Origin of the sequence: Knoellia sp. 3-2P3 (assembly GCF_029223115.1) — a bacterium.
Lineage (GTDB): Bacteria > Actinomycetota > Actinomycetes > Actinomycetales > Dermatophilaceae > Pedococcus_A.
On the sequence record NZ_JARGZE010000001.1, the window covers coordinates 433839 to 457545 of the forward strand.

Below are 23707 nucleotides of genomic sequence, written 5' to 3' on the forward strand. Positions count from 1 at the left end.
CCGGCTCACGGGCGCACCGGCTCGCCGGCTCACCGGCTCACCGGCTCACACGGACAGGATGGCCTTGCTCACGGTGAAGGCCTCGGCATACCTCGCCCGGCACTCCATGCCCCTCAGGCGCATGACGCCGAGGAACAGGTCGTCATCCCACCAGTCGCGGCCGTGCTGGGAGGGGTACGCCTTGTTGAGCAGCTGCACCTTGCGCTGCGCCACCTCCGCACTGAGCGGCACGTAGTGCGTCGGCGACAGGAAGTCCCCGTCCCACTTCGGCACCTCGTAGCTGAGCACCAGGACGTCGCGCCACACCGTGGTCACGAGCTGCGCCAGCAGCCGGTGGTCCTGGTGGGCATCGTCCCGGCTCGGTGCGAGGAGCAGGTCGGGGACGGGCCCGCGGGCAACCTCCTCCAGGGCCTCCTTCACGTCGCCCCAGTGGGCGGGAAGCCGGCCGTCGGGGAAGTCGAACATCACCACCTCGGCCTGCGCGAACAGGCTGGCAGCCTCCACCGCCTCCTCGGCGCGGTCGGACGATCCCGTCAGGACGACATTGGTCACCTCGACGTCGTGGCTGTCCTTCAGCCGCAGGAGCGTTCCGCCGCAGCCGATCTCGATGTCGTCCGGGTGGGCACCCAGGCAGAGGACGCGGATTCGTCCGGGCAGGGACAGGCCGAGCATCTGACCTCCTCAGACCGGTGCCGTCATGCGAAGGTCCTGAACACCGGCTTGACCGGCCGGCCACCGAGCCACGGCGCCGGATCCCCGTGGTCGAGAGCCTGGGCGTAGACCGCGGCAGCCTCGGCGACCGCCGCCACCGTCCGCTCGATGTCGTCGTCGGTCAGGGCCGCGCTGACGACGAACGACGGGGCGAGCACCCCGGCCCTCAGCAGGTGCCGCATGAACAGCGTCCGGTAGGCCTGGGAGGACTCGCCCGACTCGTCCAGGGTCGCGAACACGAGGTTGGACGCCCTGCCCCTGAGCAGGATGTGGCCGCCGAGCCCCGCCTGCTGCACGACGGCGGTGACGCCTTCCGTGAGTCGCCTGCCCCTGTCCTCGAGCCTGGCGACGACGTCCTCGCGGGCGTAGACGTCCATGACCGCCATGGCGGCCGCGAGCGCGTGGGTCTCGGCCCCGTGCGTCGTGGACAGGAGGAAGACTCGCTCGTGCGGGTGCTGCAGGCCGCCACGGGACATGACGTCCCGGCGGCCGGTGAGGGCCGACACGGCGAACCCGTTCCCGAGCGCCTTGCCGAAGGTGGACAGGTCCGGCACCACGCCGTAGAGCCCCTGGGCTCCTCCTCTCGACCACCGGAACCCGGTGATCATCTCGTCGAACACCACCAAAGTTCCGTGCGAGTGCGCCAGGTCGATGAGGGCCCTCAGGTAGGCGGGTGGGTCGGGCATGCCCTCGGGCTCGAGCACCAGTGCTGCGATCCGGTTCTCGTGCTGCTCGAACAGCTCCCGCGTGCGCTCCAGGTCGTCGAGCGGGAAGGTCAGGGTGAGCCGGCGCACCGGCTCGGGGATGCCCGCGCTCATGGCGGTCGACCCGATGAACCAGTCGTCGGTGGAGAAGAACGGGTGGTCCCGGCACACGGCCACGAGATCCCGCGAGGTGTGCGCACGGGCCAGCCGCACCGCAGCCGTCGTGACGTCCGAGCCGTTCTTGGCGAACTTGACCATCTCGCCCGTGGGCACGGTCTCTAGGAACCGCTCGGCTGCCTCGAGCTCGATCCGGGACGGCCGGGCGAAGTTCGCCCCCCGGTGCAGCTGACGGCTCACGGCCTCCACCACCGCCGGATGGGCGTGCCCGAGGACGACCGACCGCAGTCCGGAGCCGTACTCGACGTACTCGTTGCCGTCGACGTCCCAGACGTGGGCCCCCTCGCCCCGGTCGATCACGGGTGCCATGTCGGCCGGGTACTGGTCGGGTCCCTTGGCATAGGTGTGTGCGCCGCCGGGCACGAGCTCCTCCAGACGCTCGGCCGCCTTGAGGGACTCGCGCATGGTGCGGGGCGGACTGTCCGTGGTCACCGGCGTGCCGTGTCGCTGAGCATGACCTCGGGCACCTCAAGCGCCGCGACCCGGGGGCCAGGGGCCGAGGGCGGGCGCCAGACGGCCCACGGACTGCGGCCGGAGTGGTAGAGGTTCTCCAGCACCGTCCGCTCCTTGAGCGTGTCCATCGGCGCCCAGAAACCGTCGTAGGAGACCGCGAGCATCCGCCGGTCGGCAGCCGCCCGAACGCAGGCGTCCATGACCAGGTCCTCGTCCTCGTCCAGGTAGTCGAAGATCCCCTGCCGCAGCACGAAGTAGCCGCCGTTGATGCGCATGGCCATGTCCGCCACCGGCTCGAGGGCGGTCACCTTGTCGCCGTCGGCGATCCGCACCACGTGGAAGGAGTCCTGGGGCTTGACGGCGAGCAGGGTGCCCACGGCGTCGGTCTTGAGGAAGTCGTCGATGATGGAGTTCATCGGGGCGTCGGTGAGGACGTCGCCGTAGTTGGCCAGGAAGACCTCGTCGTCCTCGAGGAGCGGACGCACCCGCCGCAGCCGCTCACCGATGGGGGTGCGGATCCCGGTGTCCACGAAGGAGATCCGCCACTCACTGATGTCACTGCCCAGCATCTCGACCTCGGAGCCGCCCTTGGTCAGCACGAAGTCGTTGGACTCGGTCTCCCGGTAGCTCAGGAAGTAGTCCTTCACCGCCTTGGCACCGAAGCCGAGGCACAGGATGAAGTCGGTGTGCCCGAAGTGCGCGTAGTACCGCATGACGTGCCACAGCACGGGCCGGTTGCCGATCGGCATCATGGGCTTGGGCAACGAGTCCGGACCCGAGCTCATTCGCATCCCGAGCCCACCGCAGAAGAGGACGACCTTCATCCTCTCCACCTCCTTTGTCTGGCGTCCTGTCCCCCGCTCGGTCGCTCCTGCCTAGAACACCTCCAGGCGAGGCAGGGGCACGACGAGCCGCCCACCCCAGTCGCGCACGTGCTCGAGCTGCCCGGCGATCTCGCGGCGCAGGTTCCACGGCAGGACGAGCACGTAGTCCGGGCGCGCCGCCTCCAGCTCCTCCACCGGCCGGATGGGGATGTGCGTTCCGGGCAGGTAGCGGCCGTGCTTGTGGTGGTTCCGGTCCACGGCGAAGCTCACGAGGTCGGAGCGGATGCCGCAGTGGTTGAGCAGGGTGTTGCCCTTGCCGGGCGCGCCGTAGGCGACCACGCGCTCGCCGGCGCGAGAACGCTCGATCAGGAAGCTCATCAGGTCGTTCCGCACGGCGGCCACCTTGGTGGCGAACCCCTGGTGCCCCTCGAGGGTGTCCAGGCCCGCCCGCCGCTCGTCCTCGAGGACCCGGGCCACGGCGCGGCTCTCGGTGGTCGCCGCCTCGGCCGGTGTCGACCAGGTGCGCAGGGAGCCACCGTGGCTGGACAGCTCCTCGACGTCGACGACCCTCAGGCCTGCTGCCGCCAGCACGCGCTGTGTCGTCAACAGGCTCAGGTACGAGTAGTGCTCGTGGTAGATCGTGTCGTACTGGTTGCCCTCCATGAGCCGCAGGAGGTGCGGGATCTCGATGCTCACGTACCCGTCATCGGCCACGAGCGCACGCAGCCCCTTGGCGAAGTCGACGATGTCCGGCACGTGGGCGAACACGTTGTTGGCCACGACGAGGTCGGCCCTGCCGTGCTCGGCGGCCACCTTCTCCCCCACCCGCTCCCCGAGGAACATGACCTCGGTCGGTATGCCGTTGGCGACGGCCACCTCGGCGATGTTCCTCGCCGGCTCGATGCCGAGGGAGCGGATGCCGCGGGCGAGCGTGTGCTGGAGGAGGTACCCGTCGTTGCTGGCGACCTCGACGACGAAGGACTGCGGCCCCAGGTCCAGCCTCTCGACGGCCTGCGCGACGAAGCGCTCGGCGTGCGCCACCCAGGAGTCGCTGAAGGAGGAGAAGTAGGCGTAGTCAGTGAAGATGTCCTCGGCCGGGATGTACGCCGGCAGCTGGACCAGCAGGCACTGGGCGCAGATGCGGACGTGCAGGGGGTGGAAGACCTCGCTGGAGTCGAGCTGGTCGGCCGAGAGGTAGCTCTCGCACGGTGGTGACATGCCCAGGTCGACGAAGGTCTCGTGGAGGGGGGCCAGGCACAGGCGGCAGAGGGGCAGGCTCATGACGGCACGCCGTCCGCCTGCAGCCGGAGCTCGGGGTCCAGCCGGCCGGCGTCCAGCAGCTCCATGATCCGAGCCAGGCGCACGAACCGGGGTCCCTCGAACTGCTCCGCGGTGAGCGCATTCGCGGCCATGTCGGTCGCGAGCTGTTCGATCCCGGCGGGCACGTCCCAGGTGGTGGAGAAGGCGGGGAGCACCTCGTGGATCTTCGTGAAGTCCACTCGGTAGTCCCGGGCGTCGGGTCCGGCGCCCTCGGCGAAGGTCACGGGCACGCCCATGCGCTCGGCAACCTGCACGGCGATCTCCCGCACCTGCATCACCCCGGAGTCGGAACCGACGTTGAACGCCTCGTCGTGGACGAGCTCCCGCGGCGCCTCGAGCACCGCCAGGAAGGCCCGGGAGATGTCCTCCACGTGCACCAGGGGCCGCCACGGGCTGCCGTCGGACTGCAGCCGCACCTCTCGCCTGGTGTACGCACAGCCGGTCAGGTTGTTGACGACGACGTCGGCCCGCAGCCGTGGCGACGAACCGTAGGCCGTGGCGTTGCGCAGGTAGGAGGGCGTGAAGTCGTCGTCGGCGAGGAGCCCGATGCCCTTCTCGGCCAACACCTTGCTCTCGCCGTAGGGCGTGACCGGGTTGAAGGAGGCGCTCTCGTCGACCGGCGCCGACCCTGCCGCACCGTAGAGCGAGCACGACGAGGAGAAGAGGAACCGCGTCACCCCGGCCTCCTTGGCCACGGCGGCCATGTGCACCGCACCCTCGGCGTTCACCGAGTAGGTGGCCCGGGGGTTCAGGTGCCCCACAGGGTCGTTCGAGATCGCGGCAAGGTGGATGACCGCGTCGATGTCCCGCAGGTCGGCCGTCACGGCGTCGCGGATGTCCCCCACGCGCTGCTCGTAGCCATCGACCTGTGGCCCGAAGTCGCACCCCTCGTACCAGTTGCTGTCCAACCCGACGACGGAGTGCCCGGCTGACTGGAGCATCGGCACGAGGACCGCTCCGATGTAGCCGCGGTCGCCGGTGACCAGGCAGCGCATCAGCGGCACCCGCCGGCAGCCGCGCCGGCATGGGTCCGCTCACGGCGGCTCGGTCCGCCGACGGTGTGCTGCGCTGATGAGCTCGCCATGACTCCCCCCTTGGGATGCAGGCCCGTGGACCTGCTCAGGTCCTGATGGACTCCTGCCTTCGCAGACAGCCTGATTCGCGCGGAGCCGCGGAACGTCCCCAAGAAGGACGAACTTTGCCCGCGACCAACGGCGAGGCGGGCTCACCTTTTTGACCGAGCGCCGCGACATGGCCTGGACGTAGGCACCTCGTGGCGGTTGTGCTGCCGCAGTGACGATTTGCGGGCTGTGGTGGGCAACCAGGAGAAGAACCCCGCGCGCGGGCGGGCCCTCGCCTACGCTCGGGGCAGGACCAGGGGAGTCAGGTATGCACGTTGCCAGCACGTCCATCGCGGGGTGCCTCGTCTTCAGCCCGACGCCGCACGTCGACAGCCGGGGGTTCTTCAGCCGCACCTTCGACGCAGCCGTGGCCCGCTCGGCGGGCATCGACCCCGACGCCTTCGTCCAGGACAGCCTCTCGCGTTCACGCAAGGGGGTCCTTCGCGGGCTCCACCTCCGGGGCGGGGCGGGCGAGTCCAAGCTCGTGCGCTGCTCGTCGGGAGCCGTCTTCGACGTCGTGGTCGACCTGCGGGCCGACTCGCCGTCCTTCGGCCGGTGGGAGGCCTTCGACCTCGACGGGGAGTCGCAGAGGTCCGTCTACATACCCGCCGGCTGCGCCCACGGCTTCCAGGCCCTGACCGACCCGGCGGACACCTCCTACCGCATCGACCGCGAGCACGACCCGACGCAGGACGTCACCATCCTCTTCAGCGACCCGGACCTCGCGATCGCCTGGCCGCTGCCCGTCACGCAGATGTCGGCCCACGACCGGTCTGCACCGACCCTGGCGGCCCTCGGCATCGCCATCCCCGGGGCGGCTGGGCGGCCCGGCTCCTAGGCCGAGCACGTCTCGACCGCTCGGAGCGCGACCGCGTCACCTCGCAGGCGACCAGGGCTTGCTTTTGTTACTCGCGGGTATCACCATGGAAGTTACCGGCCGGTACGGTCGGCCGACACTGCTGTCAGAACACGTGGAGGATCCGGCCATGGGCCACTACAAGAGCAACCTGCGCGACCTCGAGTTCAACCTCTTCGAGGTCCTCGGCCGGCAGGACGTGCTGGGCCACGGGCCCTACTCGGAGGTCGACGCCGACACCGCGCGAGAGATGCTCAAGGAGGTGGCCCGCCTCTCCGAGAACGAGCTCGCCGCGTCCTTCGCCGAGGCCGACCGCAACCCTCCGGTCTACGACCCGAAGACCTCCTCGGTGACCATGCCCGAGGCGTTCACGAAGTCCTACCGGGCCTACATCGACTCGGGGTTCTGGAGCGTCGACGTCCCCGGCGAGCTCGACGGCACGGTGGCCCCTCCGTCGCTGAAGTGGGCCATGAACGAGATGGTGCTCGGCGCCAACCCGGCCATCGCGATGTTCGCCGCGAGCTACTCCTTCGGGAAGCTGCTCTACATCCTCGGCAACGACGAGCAGAAGAAGATGGCCCGCTGGATCATCGAGAAGGGCTGGCACTGCACCATGGTGCTCACCGAGCCCGACGCGGGCTCCGACGTCGGCGCCGGTCGCACCAAGGCCGCACAGAACGACGACGGCACCTGGAACATCACCGGGGTCAAGCGGTTCATCACCTCGGCCGAGTCCGACATGACCGACAACGTGGTCCACTTCGTGCTGGCCCGCCCCGAGGGCGCCGGCCCCGGCACCAAGGGCCTCTCGCTCTTCATCGTGCCGAAGTTCCACGTCGACCTCGAGACCGGTGAGCTCGGCGAGCGCAACGGCGCCTACGTCACGAACGTCGAGCACAAGATGGGCCTGAAGGTCTCGACCACCTGCGAGGTCACCTTCGGCGACAAGGAGCCGGCGGTCGGCACCCTGCTCGGCGACACCCACGACGGCATCGCGCAGATGTTCCGGGTCATCGAGCACGCGCGGATGCTGGTGGGCACCAAGGCCATCTCGACCCTGTCGACGGCCTACCTCAACGCGCTCGACTACGCCAAGCAGCGCGTCCAGGGCGCCGACCTGACCCAGATGACCGACAAGAGCGCCCCGCGTGTCACGATCACCCACCACCCCGACGTGCGCCGCTCGCTCCTGACGCAGAAGGCCTACGCCGAGGGCCTGCGCGCCCTGGTGCTCTACACCGCCACGCAGCAGGACATCGTCGACCAGGCCCAGCTCGAGACCGGCTCCGAGTCCCTCGAGAAGGACAGCCCGGCCGACATGGCCAACCGGGTCAACGACCTGCTCCTGCCGATCGTCAAGGGCGTCGGGTCCGAGCGCGCGTGGGTGCTGCTGGGCACCGAGTCCCTGCAGACGCTCGGCGGCTCCGGCTTCCTGCAGGAGTACCCGATCGAGCAGTACATCCGCGACGCGAAGATCGACACGCTCTACGAGGGCACCACCGCGATCCAGGGCCAGGACTTCTTCTTCCGCAAGATCATTCGCGACAAGGCCCAGGCCCTCTCGCACGTGGCCATGCAGATCCAGGAGTTCGCCAAGAACCTCGGGGCGACCGGGGGCACCCTCGACACCGAGCGCGAGCTGCTCGGCAAGGGCCTCGAGGACGTGCAGGGCATCCTCGGCTACATGGTCGGCGAGCTGATGAAGTCCGACCCCCGCCAGGAGGGGTCCGACGTCCGCAACCTCTACAAGGTCGGCCAGAACACCTCGCGCCTGCTGATGGCTGCCGGCGACCTGGTCATCGGCTGGCTCCTGCTGCGCCAGGCCGAGGTCGCCCAGGCCGCGCTCGACGCCGGCACCTCCGAGAAGGACCGTGACTTCTACGAGGGCAAGGTCGCCGCCGCGAAGTTCTTCGCCCGCAACGTCCTCCCGAAGATCGCGGCCGAGCGGCAGATCGCCGAGGCCACCGACAACGCGCTGATGGACGTGCCCGAGTCCGCATTCTGACAGGACCTCACCACGACGTATGCCGGGTGGGCACCGATGAGGTGCCCACCCGGCATACGTGCGTCTGGGCCCTGGATCCCAGGGCTGTCAGCGCGTGAAGCGGATGAACGAGCTGAACTGGCCGGAGCCCTCGCCCCGGGTGGCCTTGCGGTAGCTGTAGGTGTCGGGGCGGGCCCAGTTGTACTCCTCCACCATGAAGCTGCCGTCGGTGTTGACCTTGGCGACGTACGCGACGTGGCCCCAGGTGCCGGAGTCACGCACCGCGATGTCGCCGACCCGCGGGGTGCCGTGCACGGGGATGCCGACTGCCCGGGCGGCGTTGTCCCAGTTCTGGGCGTTCGACCAGCGGACTCCCCTGTAGTGGTTGTGGAAGCCGATGCCGAGGTTGTGGTTGACCCGCCACGCGGCGAACGAGGTGCACTGGCCCTTGTAGAAGTTCCACCGGTCGACGCCCGAGGTGGCGCCTCGGTAGGGGTAGTCGTCCTTGACCGCGCTGGCCGGTGCCGGGTTCGTCGAACCGCTCGTGCACAGTGGGGCGACACGGCCGTCGGAGCCGGTGTAGACGAAGGCGTCGGAGACGTAGCGGTTCTGGCCGATCTTGTTCCACCAGCTCGAGGTGCCGTACCTGCCCTTGACCGTGGTGCCCCGGGTCTGGCAGATGATGTCGATCCTCGTGCCGGACGAGATGCGACCGACCTTGGCGTAGCTGGTGCCCGGCCCGGAGCGGACGACGAGGTTGTCACCGCCGGTGCGCACCCGGCCGGTTGCGGCGTCGGCGGCCAGGCCGAGACCGGCGACCGACCCGAGACCGAGGACGGTGGCCATGCCCGCCCGGGTGACCCGGTTGGTGTTGAGGGCTGCGAGTCGGCCCATGACGTGTCTCCCCTGCGTTCGCGGCCGCCCGCCTCTCGAACGGCCCTGTCTGGCAGGGAAAACTACGAGCGGAGTGCAGGCCCGTCGATGGGGAGCACTCCCCGCCGTGGAGCCTGGGCAGACATGACGGCGGGGCCGGGAGTCTCCTCCCGGCCCCGTCGTCGGTGTTGCTGGGTCGTGGTCAGCGACCGGGGTCGACGTCGACCTCGTCGACCTGGGTGCCCGTGGCCGGGTCGGTGTGGCTCACGCGACGAGCCGAGTACCCAGCCGTCGCGCGGCGGGTCACGACGAGGGAGAGCAGGATGGCCAGCGCGCCGGCCGCCATGCAGATCCAGCCGATCATGCCGAGGTTGACGGCGTCGACGGAGGCGTTGAGGGCGAAGGTCAGGATGGCGCCAACGACAATGAGGAAGATTCCAAGTCCGATGTACATGCTCACTCCTGTGCTCGCGGGTCCGGTCGAACCCGTTTCGGCAAAGGTAGTGCGGGATGCCCCAAATGGCGCGGACAGCGAGTCGTCCGGCGTGGCTGTCAGTGGTGGCGTGGTGGCGCAACGCGGTGGTCGACTTCTGACAGGGTGCGGTGGACCGATGAGAAGCGCCCCCCTTGCGGGTCCACCCTCCAGAAGAGCGAACCCGCTCTCCGACAACCTCACACAGGACAGGACGCCCATGACCCGGCTGACGCCCTACCTCTCGTTCCCCGGCACGGCCCGACAGGCACTCACCTTCTACCAGGAGGTGTTCGGTGGCGAGCTCGTGCTCAACACCCTCGGCGACTTCGGACGCGAGGACGGCCCGGCCGACGCGATCGCGCACGGGATGCTGCAGGGTCCGGTGGAGCTGTTCGCCTCCGACGCTGCCGCAGGCGCGCCGAGTGTGCGCCTCGAAGGCGTGGTGTTCTCCCTGCTGGGCACTTCCGATCCGGCCACGCTCGAGACATGGTTCGCAGGGCTGAGCGACGGCGGCGTCGACATCGATCCCCTGCAGCGCAGGCCGTGGGGCGACCACGACGGGCAGGTCACGGACCGGTTCGGCGTCCGGTGGCTCATCGGATACCAGGGCTGACCCACGCCAGCAGCTGACGCGCCGCTTCTGACAGAGGCGGCCCCAGTGGCCCGTTGTGCACAGGCACCCGGCAGGCCGTCACACCGTCCACAGGCGGCGGAGGACAGCTTGACCTGCCGGTGCGAATGTGTCGCGGATTTCGTTGCGTGCCAATGGGTTTCGTCACCAACAGACCCAGACCGGTTGTCGGTGGTCTCTCCTGGTGTTGTGTCATGGAGGAAAGCCCAGCGAAGGATCTGAGCCTGGCGGAGCACCGCGAACGTCTCGCGGCCGCCCGCTCGTCGCTGGCTGCCCTCGGATCCGTCCTGTGGCAGGCACCCTCCGGCGGCGGCTCCGACGGCCTGTCGGGGCTCATGGGCGAGGTGGACGCGCTGGTCACGGCCGGCGAGGCCGGCCGGGTCGCGGTGCTGCGGGAGGCGATGGACCGGGGCGAGACCTCCGGCGGCCCGGCGGCGAGGACGACCGCGCAGTGGGTGCGGTTCCACGCCCCGTCGACCAGGGCCGGCGGGGCCGCGGCGATCGTGTCGGTCGCAACCGCGTTCGGGAAGGTCGCCAACCAGCCCGTCAAGGAGGCGGTGGCCTCCGGGCGGATACCGGTGAGATCGGCTGCCGCGGTGGTGTCCGAGGCCGACAGGCTGCGGCCGCTGCTCGCCGAGGGCGCCGAACCCCACGTCCTCGAAGGGCTGGTCGCCATGGCTGAGCAGCACGGCCCGTCCGGCTGCCGGATGCTGCGTGACGCGCTGGTGGCCAAGTACGGCGCCGAGGGCGTCCTTCAGGACCAGCAGACCATGGGCAAGTCCTTCATCAGCCTGTCCCAACCGGCCGACACCGGCGCGAACACGTTCGAGTACCGGCTCACCCTCGACGTCGAGGGCAAGAGCATCCTGGAAGCGTCGCTGGGTCCGCTGTCCGCGCCCCAGCCTGTCGACGGGGAGCGGGACCTGCGCAGCTCGGACCGGCGCCGCGGGGACGCCTTCGTCGAGATCGTCCGGCGTGCGGTCGCGGCCGGTGAGGAACGGGGCAAGAACAACAAGAGGACCCTGGTGCTGACCATGAGCTACGAGGACCTGCGTGATCGGCTCGGCGCCGCGACCACGCTCGGCGGTGTCGATGCGGGAACCCATCTCGCCCCGGAGACGGTGCGCCGGTTGTGCTGCGACGGGTCCATCATCCCGATCGTGCTGGGCTCGAACGGGGAGGTGCTGGACCAGCGCCGCGAGGAGCGGTACTTCACGGACGCGCAGACCAAGCGGATGTGGCTGCGCGACGGGGGCTGCACCTACCCCGGTTGCTCAGCGCCGCCGCAGTGGACCGACGGACATCATGTGGTCCACTGGGCAGACTTCGGCGTCTCGAACCTGGAGAACGGGGCCCTGCTCTGCGGGCGGCACCACAACACCGTGCACAGCAGGCGCCTGGCCGGGCGGGTCGTCAAGGATGCGCACGGGGAACGGGTCGAGTGGGACCTCACCCCGGGTTCCTACGACGAGCTGCTCGCCCGCCGGGCCTCGCAGGAGCCAGCGTGACCCCGCCCCACACCCCGCCGACGCCGGCGGGGCCATCCCCATGCTCGATGCCGAAAGCAGGACGCCCGAGCGCGGGACGTCCGGCCGAGATCGTGACGTCAGCGGCGGTACTCGTCGCTCTGAGGAGGCAGCCGGTGCGACGCGGCCGGCCGGGGGGAGTCGGTGAGCCGGTCGTAGCCCTCGCTGTCGCCCGGCGTCCGGCGCCGACGGTCGACGAAGACCGCGATCGCCACGACCACCCCGACACCGGCCAGGATCGGCAGGATCACCTCGAGAATCCCCATCACCACACCCTCTCGCCCGGCCTCCGTGCGGTGGCCTCTGGCCAGAGCGTATGCCGTCCGGTCACCTCAACGGGGACTCCCGGAGCAGACGACTTCTCAGAGTCCGCGGAGGTCGAGGCTGAGCTCCGCGGGTGCGCCGTCGACGAGCACGACGGGGATGCCCCAGTCCTGCTGGTAGAGGTGGCAGGCGGCGTGCTCGGGCACCTCGCCGGTCTCGGGGTCGCCGTCGCACGCGGCTGCCTGCACCGACACGTGGAGCACTCCGTCGCCGACAGTCGGGTCGAGCACCAGCTCGCGGGTCAGGCCCTCGTCGCTGCCATCCCCCGCGGCCAGCAGCGCTGCAGGCGTCGCCGAGACCACCAGTCGGGTCGGGTCGCCCCAGCGGTGGTCGAGCTTCTGGCCGGTCGGCGGCGTGAAGTTCACGCGCAGGCTGACCGAGCCGGCTGCGATCTCCTGACGCGGGCGCTGGGTCTGACGGGCGAGGCCGTCGACGCGCTGGGCCTTCTCCGGCAACGGAACTCGCACGAGCTGGTGGGCAGCCGACTCCACGACGACCAGCCTGGTCCCACCCTCGTCGGTCTCGACGACGGCGTCGCTCGGCTCGCGCAGGCCCGTGGCCAGGGTCGAGACCTCACGGGCGACCGGGTCGAACCGGCGGATGGCGCCGTTGTAGGTGTCGCTCACGGCGACCGAGCCGTCGGGCAGCACGGTCACGCCCAGGGGGTGCTGCATGAGGGCCTGCTCGGCGGCGCCGTCGCGGTGGCCGAAGTCGAAGAGCCCCTGCCCGACATGGGTCTCCACGAAGAAGCCCTCGTCGGTGAGGTCGAGCGAGCGCAGGGCCGACGTCTCGGAGTCGGCCACCCACAGGCGTCGGCCGTCGGCGGAGACCGCGAGCCCGGACGGCTGGGCGAACCACGCCTCGTCGGCGGCTCCGTCGCGGATGCCCTCCGAGGAGGTGCCGCCGAGGACGGCGACGGTGTTGTCGGCGGGGTCGGCTGCCAGGTGCAGCGCCCACAGCTGGTGGGTGCCGGCCATCGCGACGACGACGCGGTCGATGAACCACGCGACGTCCCACGGCGTCGACAGCTCCTGCTTCAGGGCCGGCCCGCTGCCCGACCGCTCGCGCAGCTGTCGGCCGGTGCCGGCGAGCACGGTGAAGGATCCGTCTGCGAGCCGGAGCCCCTTGACCTGGTGGTTGACCGAGTCGGCGACGACCACGTCGTAGCCGACGCGCGCGGCGGCCTCGGCCGGGAGGACGAGCACTCCCTGCGGCTCGTTGAGCACCCCGGGCCCGCCGTACCGAGTGCGCTCGGTGACGAGGTCGGCCTCGAGCTGGACGACCTCGTGGTGGGTCGTGTCCGAGACGAGGAACGAGCCGTCCGACAGGGCGGCTGCCTTGCCCGGGAAGCGGAGCGCGGTCTCGGGAGGCGGCGGCGCGGCATACGGTGAGTCGCCTTGTCTCAGTGTGCCCTTCACGGTGTGCTCGGCGATCAGCTCCTCGATGAGCACCGAGAGCCCGTGCGCGTGGCCCTCGCCCGACATCGACGCGACGATGTAGCCCTCGGGGTCGATGACGACCAGCGTCGGCCAGGCCCGGGCGGTGTAGGCCTGCCACGTCGCGAGCTCGGGGTCGTCGAGCACGGGGTGGTGCACGGCATACCGCTCCACGGCGGCGGCCAGGGCGTCGGCGTCGGCCTCGTGCTCGAACTTCGGCGAGTGGACGCCGATGAGCACGAGCGAGTCGGCGTACTTCTCCTCCAGCGGCCGCAGCTCGTCGAGCACGTGGAGGCAGTTGACGCAGCAGAAGGTCCAGAAGTCGAGCACCACGATGCGGCCGCGCAGCTCCTCGAGGGAGAGTGCACGGCCACCGGTGTTGAGCCAGCCCCGGCCAGTGAGCTCGGGGGCGCGCAGGCGGGAGACGGAGCGGGGCGAGGCAGTCACGAGGGTGCCAACACGGCCGGGTGCGCTGCTCTTCCCCAGGGGGACCAGCGCGTGGCGGCCTCAACCCGACGGCGTGCCGCGCAGCTTCTCGAGTCGGGTGCGCAGGGCGGCCTCGCGATGGGCGTTGCCGTGCAGGGCGAGGTACCGGCTGCCGAAGACCGCCAGCAGCGCGTCGTCGAGCCGGCGGACGGCGCCGGCCGGGTAGCGGTAGGCCATCCGCGCGTTGATGCCGGGGGTGTCGATCGAGGACAGCAGCCCCTTGAGCTCCTCGAGCGAGGTGATGCCGAGCTCGAGCAGCAGCCCGGAGATCCACGCGTAGTGGTCGGTGCGCGACCAGCCGGCGTCCTGGAACTCGCCGGAGAGGAACGTCGCGAGGTCGGAGGCGCTGATGCGGGGGTCGTCGGCATCGGCCACGAGCCGCTGGTGGCCCATGGTCGCCTGCAGCCGGTCGCGGATGGCGGAGAACTCGCGGTCGGCGAGCTCGAGGAGCCCGGCGGCGAGCGTGAAACGGCGGTCGAGGTCGGGCACGTGCTCCTCGGGGATGGTGCCCTTGTAGCGCACGTCGTGCTCGAACTCGGCCCAGGCGTGCTGGAGGATCGTGCGCACCTGCACCGACGCGCTGCGCCCGCGCAGGGTCTCGTATGCCGGGGGCACCCCCTTGACGGGGTCCACCGCCACGAGCAGGTGGCGGCTCGCGTAGCCGAAGCGCCCCTGCTCGGCGGTCTCCTGGCCCATGTCGCGGTCGTCGAGCACGCTGAACTGCTCGGCGAGGAGACCGGCGACGGCCGTGACGTCCTCGTGCAGGTAGGTGACGACCCGGGCCCCGATCTGGTCGGTGATCTGGGTGAGCGGGTCGCTGTAGAGCGGCTCACCGTCGACCATGCGCTCGGCCTTGCCGGCGAAGGACGCCACGCTCTTGGCCCGGCCGGTCACGCTGACGTAGTTGATGCCGGCGTCGTCGAGCAGGGCCGTCAGCAGGGCGACGAACTGGTCGGCGGCCACCCGCAGCTCCGGCTGCATCGCGGCATACCGCTGCACGGCCTCGGCACGCTCCTGTTCGACACCCACGGGACGACAGGCTATTGCCCAGCCGCCCGCAGCCGTGGGCCTAGCGGCCACGCGCCGCGCGTCGGAGGACGGGGGCGACTGGCGCCGCGACTCAGAGGCGGCGGTCGGCCAGCACGGGGAACGACGCGCGGTAGTCCGCGACCACCGACAGGTCGACGTCGACGCTGAGCACCTGCTCGTCCGAGCCGGCCATGGCCAGCGCCTCGCCCGTGGGCAGGATGACCTGCGAGTGGCCGCCCATCTCGGTGTCCGCGTGGGTGCCGGCGGTGTTGCACGCAATGACGACGCACTGGTCCTCGATGGCGCGGGCGTGCGCGAGCAGGGTCCAGTGCCGAACCCGCGCCATCGGCCAGGCCGCGGGGATGACGAACGCGGTGGCGCCGGCGTCGAGCTGGCGCCGGTAGAGCTCGGGGAAGCGCAGGTCGTAGCAGGTGGACAGTCCCGCCCGGCCCTGGCCGCCGGGGAGGTCGACCAGCACGATGTCCTCGCCGGCGTCCATGAGCCTGGGCTCCCCGGCGCCGAACCCGAACCGGTGGATCTTGCGGTAGGTCGCCACCAGCTCACCGTGTGGCGAGAAGACCAGCGAGGTGTTCCACAGCCCACGACCCTCGGGGCCCTTCTCGCCTGTGGCCGGCCGCTCGACGATCGACCCCGCGTGGAGCATCACCCCGGCGTCGCGGGCGGCGGCCGCCATCGCCTGGGCGGTGGGCCCGTCGACGGCCTCGGCCCGCTCGTCCCACTCGCGGTAGGCGAAGCCACCCGGCGCCCAGAGCTCCGGCAGCACGACGAGGTCGTGGCCGCGCTGCTCGCGGACGAGGGCGGCCACCCGCTCGACGCGCTCCGCGACCGGCTCGGTGTCGCCGTAGGCGACCTGGATGACGGCGACCCTCATGGCTTCTCCCTCGTCTTCTCGCGCGCCCCCTCCGCGGAACGGCGGTGGCGCTCGGCCAGCTGGGCCAATTGTGCGTTGTAGGCCGCCAGCTCGGCATCACCGTCGCGGTCGGCCTGCCGGTCGCGGCGCCTGGCCTCGGCCCGGTCGGTGCGCACCCAGGCGGCGGCCACCATGAGCGCCAGGACCAGCGTCGGGGCCTCGCCCACCCCCCAGGCGATGGCGCCGGCCTGCTGCTGGTCGGCGAGGGGGTCGGGCCCCCACGGCAGGTCGAGCCGTGGGAAGAAGTCGGCGGCCAGCAGCTCGGTACCGCCCGTCATGACCACGCCGAAGAACGCGTGGAAGGCCATGGTGGCGAAGAGGATGACGATGAGGAGCAGCGGTGACCACCGCCGGGGCCCGGGGTCGATGCCCACGAGCACCCAGACGAACAGGTAACCGGAGAGCAGGAAGTGCACCATCATCGCGACGTGCCCGGTGTGCGTGCGCAGCGCGAGCTCGAAGAGCGGCGAGTAGTAGAAGATCGCCAGGCTGAAGAAGAAGAGCGCCGCCGCCACGACCGGGTTGGCCAGCAGCCCGAGGTAGCGCGAGTGCACCAGCTGCAGGATGACCTCGCGCGGGCCCCACGTCTTGTCGGGCCGCGAGGGCAGGGCGCGCAGGGCGAGCGTGATCGGCGCTGCCGGCACGAGCAGCAGCGGCACGATCATCGCGACGACCATGTGCATGACCATGTGGGCCGAGAACAGCACCCGCCCGTAGACGCCCGGGCCGCCGGAGGTGGCGAAGACGAAGAAGGCCCAGCCGAGCAGCCACAGCACGACCCGGTGGACCGGCCAGGAGTCCCCCCGGCGGCGCAGCCTCAGCCAGCCGGCCACGTAGAGCCCGGACATGACCAGCGCGAGGGTCAGCCAGAGCCAGTCGACCCGCCAGGTGGAGAACCAGGCCGTTGCGGTCAACGGACCGGGCGCCGGGTAGCCGGTCAGGACCTCGGCGGGACTGGGGTCGACGACCGGGGTGTCCGGCACCGGCGGGGCCGTGCGGGACAGCGCGACGGCCACCCCCACGGCGACGCCCATGACCACGAGCTCACCGAAGACCAGCCGGAGGAAGGCCGCGCCATCGGTGGCCTCGGCGCGCAGGCGGCGCGCCATCGCGCGGCGCTGGCGCCACCCGGCATACCCGAGGGCCGCCAGGGCGGCCACCTTGACGGCCACCAGCAGCCCGTAGGCGGAGGCCAGTCCGTCGAGGCCCCCCAGCCGCAGCCAGGCGCTCTGGACACCCGAGAGGGCCACGGCGACGAACGCCCCCAGGGCCAGCGTCGAGTAGCGCTGGACCGTGACGCCGAGGTCGGAGCCGAGCTGGGGACGCATGACCGCGAGCGCCACCAGACCGCCCACCCAGACGGCGACGCCGACCAGGTGCAGGGCGAGCGCGTTGACCGCGACGTCGTGGTTGGCGGCGCCGGCCGCGTGTCCGGCGAGGGCCAGCGGCAGCAGCCCGAGCACGGCCGCCAGCGAGAGCCAGGCCATGGCGGCCCGCGAGGTGGCCACCGCCGCCCCGGCTGCCACCGCGGCGGCCACCGTGGCACTGATGACCGCCACCCGGGTCACCTCCAGGTCGAGCACGAAGGTCGTCAGCTGCGTGGCGTAGCCCTGGCCGAGGAGGGGGATGCCGGCCAGCGTGGCGAAGGTGAGGAGCACCCCGACCAGCCCCGCCAGGGCCCACACCGCTGCGCTCACGGCGGCCGCCCGCGTGGCGGTGACCCGCCGGTTGGTCTGCGTGGTCTCAGGGGCGAGGAACGCTGCCAGCAGCAGCAGGCCCACGGTGCTCGCCGCGGCGAGGTCGTGCACGACCCTCACCAGCAGCGTTCCCCAGCGCACGAACGCGCCCGGGTCGCCGATGGGCGGGGCAGCGGCGGCGCCCCCGATGACGGCGGCGACGAGCACGGCCGCCAGCCCGGCGCCGGCCAGCACCGCGGCGGGGACCCTCGACGGTGCGGGCATGCTGCTGCGGGAGGACATGACCACCAGCCTAAGTAGGGTGGGGCCATGCCCCTGCACCCGGCAGCACCCCAGGACCTCCCCGGGCTCGTCCAGGCCTACAGCCAGACGGTCCAGGCGGTCATCGACCTCGGACGGTCCTGCTCCGACCGCGACTTCGACAAGCCGACCATCTACGACGGCTGGACGGTCAAGGACCAGATCTCGCACGTCGTCGGGGTCGAGCAGTGGCTGAGCGGCTCCCCCCTGCCGCGGGTGCCCGTGCCCGACTACCGTCACCTGCGCACCGAGACCGACCGCACGAGGGAGTCCATGGTCGAGCTGCGGCGTCGGATGATCGGCGCGAAGGTCGTCGACGAGCTCGAGGGAGTGCTCGCCACGCGCATGGCCCAGCTCGCCGACCCCGACCTGGCCCCGGAGTCCGTCACCAAGGGGACGGCAGGCCCGGCACCGGTGACGGACGTGCTGCGCGAGCGGATCCTCGACATCTGGACGCACGAGCAGGACATCCGCCAGGCCCTCGGCCGCCCCGGCGACCTCGACGCCCCCGGTGCGGCCGTGTTCATGGACACCCTGTGCGAGGAGCTGCCGCGCCTGGTGGCCCGGGACGCCGGCATCGAGCCCGGCAACGTCGTGATCTTCGACGTCACCGGCCCGGTGGTGGGGCGCTCGGGCGTGCGCGTCGAGGTCGCAGACGACGGCGCCCCGCTCGGGACGGCCCTGTTCACCGGCACCGTGCACGAGCACCCCGAGGACATGCAGGTCACCAGCATCACGCTCTCGACCGACGCGATCACCCGCCGGGCCGCGGGTCGCGGCTCCCTCGCCGACATCCACTACACGGTGCAGGGCGACGAGGACGTCGCGCGGCGGGTGCTCCAGGCCCTGGCCATCACCCACTGAGCCGGGGGCATCGGCCCCGCCCCTTCCGGAACACTGTTTGCGCGGCGCAAGGATCGCGTGATACTTGTATGCCGCAAGCAATCGTTTCCCTCGACGGAGGACCCCGTGGCGATCACCATCGATGCCGCCTCCACGTTCAGCGTGACCATGGTGCGGGTCATCAAGCTCATCAAGTCCATGCGCCACAACGCCCCCAGCCACCACCCGGGCCTGGACGCGAGCGCCTACCCGCTGCTCTTCACCATCGCCTCCGGCCCGCGCCGGGTCTCGGAGCTCGCCGACTGCGTGCACTCCGACGTCTCCACGGTCAGCCGGCAGGCCAGCAGCCTCGTCGGCCTCGGCGTGGCCAGGAAGGTGACCGACCCCGACGACGGCCGCGCGCAGGTCATCACGATCACCCCCGAGGGCGAGTCGCTCCTCGAGACCATCAAGGCCGAGCGCTCCCGCTGGTTCCAGTCCCTCCTCGCGGACTGGACCTCCGAGGAGGTCGCCGAGTTCACGGCATACCTCGACCGCTTCGGTGACGCCCTCGAGGCCTCCCGCACCCGGGCGTCCGCCCGTGCCCAGGGCACCGCCCCCACCACCGACCCCTCCCAGGAGAGCTGATGGCTGCCGCCGTCGACCGGCCCGTTGAGCCGCTCACCCACAAGCAGATCGTGACCATCCTCATCGGGCTGATGACGGGGATGTTCCTCGCCGCCCTCGACCAGACCATCGTCGCCACGGCGATCCGCACCATCGCCGACGACCTCAAGGGCCTCGACGAGCAGGCGTGGGCGACCACCGCCTACCTGATCACCTCGACCATCGTCACCCCGCTCTACGGCAAGCTCTCCGACATCTACGGCCGCAAGCCGTTCTTCATCACCGCCATCACGATCTTCGTCATCGGGTCGGTGCTGTGCACCCTCGCCGACTCCATGGCCCAGCTCGCGGCCTACCGCGCGGTGCAGGGCCTCGGCGCCGGCGGCCTGTTCTCGCTGGCGCTGGCGATCATCGGCGACATCGTGCCGCCGCGGGAGCGGGCGAAGTACCAGGGCTACTTCCTGGCCGTCTTCGGCACCTCCAGCGTGCTCGGCCCGGTCATCGGCGGCTTCTTCGCCGGCACCGAGACCATCATGGGCATCGACGGCTGGCGCTGGGTCTTCCTCGTCAACGTGCCGATCGGCCTCGTCGCGCTGCTGGTGGTCACCAAGACCCTGCACCTGCGCCACACCCGGCTGGACCACCGCATCGACTGGTGGGGGGCCGCCACGCTGTCGGCCGCGCTCGTGCCGCTGCTGCTCGTGCTCGAGCAGGGCCGCGAGTGGGGGTGGACCTCGCCGGCCTCGCTGACCTGCTTCGGCATCGGCTTCGCGGCTGCCGTCGCGTTCTTCGTCATCGAGCGGGCGATGGGTGAGGAGGCCATCCTCCCGCTGGCCCTCTTCCGCAACAGGACCGTGGGCGTCTCGTCGGTGGCCTCGGTGCTGATCGGCGTCGCGATGTTCGGCGGCCTCGCGTCGCTGCCGCTCTACCTGCAGATCGTCAAGGGCGCGAGTCCCACCGAGGCGGGCCTGCTCCTGCTGCCGATGACGCTCGGCATCATGGCGGGCTCGATCGGCTCCGGTGTGGCCATCTCCAGGACCGGCCACTACCGCCACTTCCCGGTGACCGGTGCCGCGCTGCTCACGGTGGCACTGTTCGTCTTCCACTACGTCGGGGCCGACACCCCGCTGTGGCAGACGATGATCGTGATGGTCTTCTTCGGCATCGGCCTCGGCTTCAACTTCCAGCCGCTGACCCTCGCCGTGCAGAACGCCGTCAAGCCCCAGCAGATCGGCGTGGCCACGTCGACGGCCACCTTCACCCGCCAGATCGGCGGCACCATCGGCACGGCCGTCTTCCTGTCGATCCTCTTCTCCACCGTGCCGGGCAACATCAGCACCGCCCTCGAGGAGGCCGCGCCCACGCCGCAGTTCCAGGCGGCGCTGCGCGACCCGGCCAACGGCGAGTTCGCCCAGCAGTTCGCCCAGGCCCAGCAGAGCGGCGAGGCCGCCTCGGCCAGCGGGGTGCTCAAGGACAGCTCGTTCCTCAACGACCTCGACGAGCGGCTGGCCCAGCCCTTCCTCGAGGGCTTCTCCGACTCCATGGACCTCGTCTTCCTCGTCGGGTCGGGGGTCATGGTGTTCGGGTTCCTCGTGCTGCTCCTGCTGCCGCACGTCGAGCTGCGGTCGGGCTCGGCCTACTCCGAGCGCGGCAGGACCGACGCGGAGGCGGCCGCTGCAGCCCCACCGGCGGTCGGCCACTGACCCGACCCGCACACGGACGAGGGGTATGCCGCGTGGTCACCACGCGGCATACCCCTCCTGTGTCTCCCGGTTCGAGGTAAACGCGCCGGGGAATCCCGGCGTGTCGCCGTCGAACCGGTGAGCCGTCAGCGCGTGACGAAGCGCGAACGGGCCACGAACAGGCCGCCCAGCGACAGCAACGCGATCGCGATGTAGTACACGCTCGGCGACAGGAGCGACCCGGTCTTGTCGATGAGCCACGTCAGCACGAGCGGGGCGAAGCCGCCGAACAGGGTGACGCCGAGGTTGTAGGAGACCGACAGGCCGGTGGTGCGGATGGCGGTCGGGAACAGCTCCGACAGCAGCGCAGGCAGCGGGCCGAAGTAGAGCGCCATGATGACGCCGAGGACGACCTCGACCACCGTCAGGCCCCAGACGGTCGGGTTGGCGACGAGAAGGGCGAACATCGGCCAGGCCAGCACGACGGCCGCGATGCTGGCCGCCCGCATGATGACGACGGGGCCGACCCGGTCGGCCAGCGCGCCCACGTAGGGGACGCCGCAGAGGGTGACGAGGCCGCTGATGATGCCGCCGAGGTAACCCGCGTAGGCCGGCAGCTCGAGGCTCTTCACCGCGAACGTCGGCATGTAGAGGATCAGGTAGACCGAGATGGTCGCCAGCCCGACACACGCGGCGCCGGTGAGCACCCGCGAGGTGTTGTGTCCGATGGTCGACCACAGCGGCGACTTCACCGTCTCGGTCTCGGCGAACTCGGGGGTCTCGCTCATGCGCGAGCGGATGTAGAGCCCCACCGGGCCGATGAGCATGCCGAAGATGAACGGCACCCGCCAGCCCCACGACTCCAGCTGCTCGGTGGTCAGCCAGGTGTTGAGGCCGTAGCCGAACAGCGACGCGAGGAACATCGAGGCGCCCTGGGTCGCGACCTGCCACGAGGCGTAGAACGCCTTGCGGTCGGGCGCGTGCTCGATGAGGAACGCCGTGGCGGTGCCGAACTCGCCGCCGGCGGAGAACCCTTGGAGCAGCCGCGAGAGCAGGATGAGCAGACCGGCCGCGCTGCCGATGGTCGCCGCGGTCGGGGCGAAGGCCATGATCGCGGTGCCGACCATCATGATGCCGATGGTCATGGTGAGGGCCGCCTTTCGACCGGCCCGGTCGCCGTAGGAGCCGAGCACCATCGCACCGAGCGGCCGCACGAGGTAGGACACCCCGAAGGCGCCGAAGGTGTAGAGCAGCGCGGTCACGCCCGTGGTCTCGGGGAAGAAGAGCTTGCTGATGACCACCGCGAAGGACGCGTAGACGATGATGTCGAACCACTCGAGCGCGTTGCCGATCGAGGCGGCCACCACCGCCTTCGTCGCGGCCCGGCGTTGCTCGTCGGTGGTGGCGGCTGGTGCCGCCTGGGTGCGGGTGGTGTCCGGGGCGCTCATCGGTTCTCCTGGTTGGTGAGGTGCTGGTTGGTGAGGTGCTGCGTGGTGAGGTGCTTCAGCAGGGTGGTCAGGAACTGCTCGCAGGCCTCGACCTGCGCGATCTCGACGTACTCGTCGGGCGAGTGGGCCTGCGCGATGTCGCCCGGGCCGCAGACGACGGTGGGGATGCCGACGGCGTGGAACAGTCCGGCCTCGGTGCCGTAGGTGACCTTGTCGGTCGAAGGCACGCCGCCCAGCTCGGCGGCCAGCGCGACGGCGGGTGAGTCGGCGGGGGTGTCGAGCCCGGGCACCAGGGCGACCGGCGTCAGGTCGACGCGGGCGGCGGGATCCTCGGCCTGCATCTCCTCCTCGAGCTCGCGGACGTGGCGCTCGATCCTGGACAGGATCTCGGCCGGGTCGTCGGCGCCGACGGTGCGGAACTCGAACTGCACGTGGCACCGGTCGGCCACCGTGTTGCCGGCGATCCCGCCCTGGACGACGTTGACGCTGGCGGTGGTGTGCGGCACGACGAAGGCCTCGTCGAAGGGGCCCTCCGCCCGGCGCTGGTCGGCGATGCCCCGGATGAAGGAGATCGCGCGGGCGGCGTACTCGACGGCGTTGACGCCCTGGGGTGTCAGCGAGGAGTGCGCGGCCTTGCCGTGGAAGACGAGGTCGACGAGGTTGATCGACTTGTGGGCCGCGATCACCCGCATGCTGGTCGGCTCACCGACGATGCAGGCCCGGGGCAGCGCGCCACCCTCGGTCTCGGCTCGGGCCCGGAAGTGCTCGGCGATGTCGACCGCGCCGATGCAGCCGACCTCCTCGTCGTAGCTGAGCGCGAGGTGCACCGGCTCGCCCAGCTCCGCCTCGGCGAGCTGCGGCAGCATCGCCAGCACCACGCCGATGAAGCTCTTCATGTCGGCCGTCCCGCGGCCGTAGAGCCGGCCGTCACGCACCTCGGGCGCGAACGGCTTTGAGCTCCAGTCCTGCCCGTCGACCGGCACCACGTCGGTGTGACCCGACAGCACGATGCCGCCGGAGGTGCTCCCGTCGCGGGCGGGGATGGTGGCGACCAGGTTGGCCTTGCTGCCGTCAGCGTTCGGCAGGCGGGTCGAGCCGATGCCGAGCCGCTTCAGCTCGGCCTCGACCACCTCGATGAGGCCGAGGTTCGAGTCGCGGCTCGTGGTGTCCAGGCCGACCAGGTGGGTGGTCCACTCGAGGGACGAACGGGGCGATTCAGACATTCCCCCACGTTCTGCGCTACCGGGAGGTACCGCAACCCGGTCTCACA

21 protein-coding genes are annotated in these 23707 nt (G+C 70.9%); 7 read left to right on the plus strand and 14 right to left on the minus strand.

Annotated elements, in window-relative coordinates; all coding sequences use genetic code 11:
- Positions 1 to 45: 45 nt before the first annotated feature.
- From P0Y31_RS02125 to P0Y31_RS02145, 5 genes are read right to left on the minus strand one after another with little or no spacing between them, the layout of a single operon-like run.
- Positions 46 to 672 (minus strand): PIG-L deacetylase family protein, encoded by a 627-nt coding sequence (locus P0Y31_RS02125; protein ID WP_275866418.1) that lies wholly within the window; start codon positions 670 to 672, stop codon positions 46 to 48.
- Positions 673 to 695: 23 nt separating this feature from the next.
- Positions 696 to 2024 (minus strand): glutamate-1-semialdehyde 2,1-aminomutase, encoded by a 1329-nt coding sequence (locus P0Y31_RS02130; protein ID WP_275866419.1) that lies wholly within the window; start codon positions 2022 to 2024, stop codon positions 696 to 698.
- Positions 2021 to 2869, minus strand: coding sequence for a glucose-1-phosphate cytidylyltransferase (locus tag P0Y31_RS02135; RefSeq protein ID WP_275866420.1), 849 nt, complete (start codon positions 2867 to 2869; stop codon positions 2021 to 2023). Before P0Y31_RS02135 ends, P0Y31_RS02130 begins: the two co-directional genes overlap by 4 nt.
- A 51-nt stretch (positions 2870 to 2920) precedes the next feature.
- Positions 2921 to 4150 (minus strand): class I SAM-dependent methyltransferase, encoded by a 1230-nt coding sequence (locus P0Y31_RS02140; protein ID WP_275866421.1) that lies wholly within the window; start codon positions 4148 to 4150, stop codon positions 2921 to 2923.
- Positions 4147 to 5184 carry an SDR family oxidoreductase gene (locus tag P0Y31_RS02145; protein ID WP_275866422.1) on the minus strand — a complete coding sequence of 346 codons (1038 nt, stop codon included), beginning with the start codon at positions 5182 to 5184 and terminating at the stop codon, positions 4147 to 4149. Before P0Y31_RS02145 ends, P0Y31_RS02140 begins: the two co-directional genes overlap by 4 nt.
- A gap of 394 nt (positions 5185 to 5578) precedes the next feature.
- Between P0Y31_RS02145 and rfbC the strand changes: the two genes are divergently transcribed.
- Both rfbC and P0Y31_RS02155 read left to right on the plus strand, forming a co-directional pair.
- A complete protein-coding gene (gene rfbC / locus P0Y31_RS02150; protein ID WP_275866423.1) occupies positions 5579 to 6148 on the plus strand; it encodes a dTDP-4-dehydrorhamnose 3,5-epimerase in 570 nt (189 codons plus the stop codon).
- A gap of 148 nt (positions 6149 to 6296) precedes the next feature.
- Complete coding sequence (locus P0Y31_RS02155; RefSeq protein ID WP_275866424.1) at positions 6297 to 8171, plus strand: acyl-CoA dehydrogenase; 1875 nt, start codon at positions 6297 to 6299, stop codon at positions 8169 to 8171.
- An 87-nt stretch (positions 8172 to 8258) separates the two neighbouring features.
- Here the strand turns inward: P0Y31_RS02155 and P0Y31_RS02160 are convergent, their stop codons facing one another.
- Positions 8259 to 9044, minus strand: coding sequence for a CHAP domain-containing protein (locus tag P0Y31_RS02160; RefSeq protein WP_275866425.1), 786 nt, complete (start codon positions 9042 to 9044; stop codon positions 8259 to 8261).
- A 181-nt stretch (positions 9045 to 9225) separates the two neighbouring features.
- Positions 9226 to 9477: a DUF6458 family protein gene (locus tag P0Y31_RS02165; protein WP_275866426.1), complete on the minus strand. Its 252-nt coding sequence runs from the start codon at positions 9475 to 9477 to the stop codon at positions 9226 to 9228.
- A gap of 238 nt (positions 9478 to 9715) precedes the next feature.
- On the opposite strand from P0Y31_RS02165, the gene P0Y31_RS02170 reads away from it, so the two are divergent.
- Positions 9716 to 10111: a VOC family protein gene (locus P0Y31_RS02170; protein WP_275805834.1), complete on the plus strand. Its 396-nt coding sequence runs from the start codon at positions 9716 to 9718 to the stop codon at positions 10109 to 10111.
- 212 nt (positions 10112 to 10323) lie between these two features.
- The gene (locus tag P0Y31_RS02175; protein WP_275866427.1) at positions 10324 to 11637 is read left to right on the plus strand and encodes an HNH endonuclease signature motif containing protein; all 1314 of its coding nucleotides are present in this window, start codon (positions 10324 to 10326) and stop codon (positions 11635 to 11637) included.
- Between the two features lie 98 nt (positions 11638 to 11735).
- Here P0Y31_RS02175 and P0Y31_RS02180 read toward each other — a convergent pair whose 3' ends face one another.
- From P0Y31_RS02180 to P0Y31_RS02200, 5 genes are all read right to left on the minus strand, one after another.
- Positions 11736 to 11921 carry a hypothetical protein gene (locus P0Y31_RS02180; protein WP_275866428.1) on the minus strand — a complete coding sequence of 62 codons (186 nt, stop codon included), beginning with the start codon at positions 11919 to 11921 and terminating at the stop codon, positions 11736 to 11738.
- 96 nt (positions 11922 to 12017) lie between these two features.
- Positions 12018 to 13862: an NHL domain-containing thioredoxin family protein gene (locus tag P0Y31_RS02185; protein ID WP_275866429.1), complete on the minus strand. Its 1845-nt coding sequence runs from the start codon at positions 13860 to 13862 to the stop codon at positions 12018 to 12020.
- A 60-nt stretch (positions 13863 to 13922) separates the two neighbouring features.
- Positions 13923 to 14930: a GTP pyrophosphokinase gene (locus tag P0Y31_RS02190; RefSeq protein ID WP_275866430.1), complete on the minus strand. Its 1008-nt coding sequence runs from the start codon at positions 14928 to 14930 to the stop codon at positions 13923 to 13925.
- 91 nt (positions 14931 to 15021) lie between these two features.
- Positions 15022 to 15822 (minus strand): carbon-nitrogen family hydrolase, encoded by an 801-nt coding sequence (locus tag P0Y31_RS02195; RefSeq protein WP_275866431.1) that lies wholly within the window; start codon positions 15820 to 15822, stop codon positions 15022 to 15024.
- Complete coding sequence (locus P0Y31_RS02200) at positions 15819 to 17840, minus strand: cytochrome c oxidase assembly protein (protein WP_275866432.1); 2022 nt, start codon at positions 17838 to 17840, stop codon at positions 15819 to 15821. The genes P0Y31_RS02195 and P0Y31_RS02200 overlap by 4 nt, the downstream gene beginning before the upstream one ends.
- A gap of 27 nt (positions 17841 to 17867) precedes the next feature.
- Here P0Y31_RS02200 and P0Y31_RS02205 point away from each other — a divergent pair, with 27 nt between their 5' ends.
- From P0Y31_RS02205 to P0Y31_RS02215, 3 genes are all read left to right on the plus strand, one after another.
- Positions 17868 to 18722 carry a maleylpyruvate isomerase family mycothiol-dependent enzyme gene (locus tag P0Y31_RS02205; protein ID WP_275866433.1) on the plus strand — a complete coding sequence of 285 codons (855 nt, stop codon included), beginning with the start codon at positions 17868 to 17870 and terminating at the stop codon, positions 18720 to 18722.
- Positions 18723 to 18827: 105 nt separating this feature from the next.
- Positions 18828 to 19328: a MarR family transcriptional regulator gene (locus tag P0Y31_RS02210; RefSeq protein ID WP_275866434.1), complete on the plus strand. Its 501-nt coding sequence runs from the start codon at positions 18828 to 18830 to the stop codon at positions 19326 to 19328.
- Positions 19328 to 21010, plus strand: a complete 1683-nt coding sequence (locus P0Y31_RS02215; protein ID WP_275866435.1) for an MDR family MFS transporter — start codon at positions 19328 to 19330, stop codon at positions 21008 to 21010. Before P0Y31_RS02210 ends, P0Y31_RS02215 begins: the two co-directional genes overlap by 1 nt.
- A 125-nt stretch (positions 21011 to 21135) precedes the next feature.
- Here the strand turns inward: P0Y31_RS02215 and P0Y31_RS02220 are convergent, their stop codons facing one another.
- A complete protein-coding gene (locus P0Y31_RS02220; protein WP_275866436.1) occupies positions 21136 to 22437 on the minus strand; it encodes an MFS transporter in 1302 nt (433 codons plus the stop codon).
- Entirely contained in the window at positions 22434 to 23660 is a 1227-nt protein-coding gene (argE, locus tag P0Y31_RS02225) for an acetylornithine deacetylase (protein WP_275866437.1), read from the minus strand. Before argE ends, P0Y31_RS02220 begins: the two co-directional genes overlap by 4 nt.
- Between the last annotated feature and the right edge of the window lie 47 nt (positions 23661 to 23707).